General features: G+C 42.8%; 1 protein-coding gene. It reads left to right on the top strand.

What is annotated here, in order from left to right; translation table 11 throughout:
- The first annotated feature begins 694 nt into the window (after window positions 1-694).
- Window positions 695-2,392: a group II intron reverse transcriptase/maturase gene (gene ltrA / locus AC1F2U_RS34575; protein ID WP_480265248.1), complete on the top strand. Its 1,698-nt coding sequence runs from the start codon at window positions 695-697 to the stop codon at window positions 2,390-2,392.
- Window positions 2,393-2,482 lie beyond the last annotated feature (90 nt).

The following is a 2,482-nucleotide window of genomic DNA, read 5'->3' as shown; positions in this document are numbered from 1 at the left end:
AGAGTAGTGCGATTCGATGTCGCACGTAATGAGTTAAATATCCTGACTGGACAAGGTTTTACTTAAAAGCATGATTATTGCACCGATGCCGAAGGATATCTACAGGCGAGTGTCCAACGCCTGTCCTCATCTCAAAGGGGCAAGATAAGTAATTATCTAGTCTCAAAGCTAAAGAGAAAAGCCCAACCTTCCTGATAACCACAGTCGGGGGGAGGCAAGAGGAAGACTGGTAAGGTAAATGAAAATGAACTCTCGTTGAGGTTTCGTTAATTACAGGCTGTTGTAAGTGGCTGGCATCAAAACAATTGATGCAACGACAGTGTTGGGAAAAGAACAAGAGAACGCTTATTTTCTTGCTTAAAGACAATAACCACTACTCTGGCTATTGTTAGGACACCAAAATCCCCGGAATATAGAGAGTACCTAACCCAATCGCATCTCATACGTGTGCAACGAAGTAACCCCAATGGGGTCTAGAGACTAGACCTATGTCACTAGTAAGGAAGGAGTAATCCAACCCGAACCCCCCAGTGGGAAAAGGATGCCATAAGAAGCGAATGCTGTTAGCCGAAAGGCAACGGGAATAGATAACCGGACAGATAGGGTAATACCCATCCCGAAAGGGTGCTGACGTATGGCAGGTGAGTCTCTTGAAATTTAATGTAAAATTACCGAACTCAAAAGGAAAAGTTGGATGCAATCCGCGAGGAATGCGAACGTAACTGAGAGAACCACCCAATGGAGTTGTGTCAACTGGCGCAAAGCCAATAAGGTAGTCAGGCGATTGAGACAAAGAATATTCAAGGCTACAAGGTCTGGGAAGTTGAAACTGGTTCGTAACCTACAAAGGTTACTAATGCGGAGCTATTCAAACATCCTTATCTCGGTAAGGAAAGTGACGCAAATTAACCAGGGCAAAAACACTCCGGGTGTGGACAAGTTGGTGGTAAAAACACCAACAGCCAGAGGATTATTAGTAGACATACTAACAAAATTCATCCCCTGGAAACCATATCCCACCAGGAGGGTGTATATCCCCAAGGCTAATGGCAAGAAACGACCTCTTGGAATACCGAGCATCATAGACCGATGCCTACAGGCGATTGTAAAAAACGCATTGGAACCATATTGGGAATCCAAATTTGAAGGCAGTAGCTACGGTTTTCGACCTGGCAGAAGTGCCCACGACGCAATAGTTAAAATATACAATATTGCACGTCCTAATAAGACTAAAAAGTGGGTGGTAGATGCTGATATCAAAGGTTGTTTCGACAATATTGCTCATGAACCCTTAATGAAAACCATAGGAAATTTCCCCGCTAAGAAATTAGTAGAATTGTGGTTGAAAGCAGGGTACAGGGACAATGGAGTACTCCATGAAACTGAAACAGGAACTCCCCAAGGTGGAATTATTAGTCCACTACTAGCCAATATAGCCTTGCATGGACTGGAAAAGGCGTTAGGCATAAAACACGACAATAGAGGACAGCTAATTGGCAAACGTGCTATTGTCCGATATGCCGACGACTTCGTAGTATTCTGCGAAACAAAACAAGACGCAGAAAAATCAGTAACTATCCTGAATCAGTGGATGAAAGACAGAGGACTTACCCTCTCCGACGAAAAAACTAAAATCGTACACCTCATTCAAGGTTTCGATTTTCTTGGATTCAATGTCAGACACTACCCTGTATCCAATACAAATACAGGATTCAAGTTACTGATAAAACCCAGTAAACAAACCATGCAAAATACGCGGAACAAGCTCAAACAAGTATGGCTAGAAAATAAAAGCCAGAACGTTGACTACCTCATAAATAAACTGAACCCCATCATCAGGGGAACAGCCAATTACCTCCGCGTAGGGGTATCTTCGGAAGCATTCAGTAGTCTTGACCACTGGATGTATATCAGGGAGAAAAGATATGCCAAAAGAATGCACCCAAACAAATCAAACAAGTGGCGGGAAAAAAGATACTGGGGAAAGTTGAACCTAGACAGGATGGATAACTGGGTCTTTGGTAACAGAGTATCCAATAAACTCTTGTTGAAATTCAAATGGTTCAATATTGAAAGACACACTCTAGTACAAGGTACATCCTCACCTGATGACCCGGAATTAAGGCAATACTGGTCAGAAAGGGAAAGAAACAAATCCAAAACCCTAGAATCCAGTAACCAAAAGATAGCCAAAAAACAAGACTATCTATGCCCAGTGTGTCATGAATCCCTATTCAATGGTGAAACTCTTCACCGACATCACATCACTCCCCGTCACCAAAACGGCAAAAATAATCTTGCCAATCTACAATTAGTGCATTACTACTGCCATCAACAAATCCATTCCAACAAGATGAAACACTCCTTTCAACTAGAAGTACTAATCTGTTAGCAAATGACTTGCTTGAGCCGTGTACTTGGAAACTTGTAAGCACGGTTCTTAGGGGGGAAAGGGGCAGAAATGCCCCTGCCCTACCCGACA

This window comes from Nostoc sp. LEGE 12454 (assembly GCF_056620565.1).
This window is presented reverse-complemented; position numbering and strand designations above follow the sequence as displayed.

Coding starts and splice junctions, on each gene's coding strand:
- ltrA (WP_480265248.1), top strand. CDS start 695: ATGCAATCCGCGAGGAATGCGAACGTAACTGAGAGAACCACCCAATGG.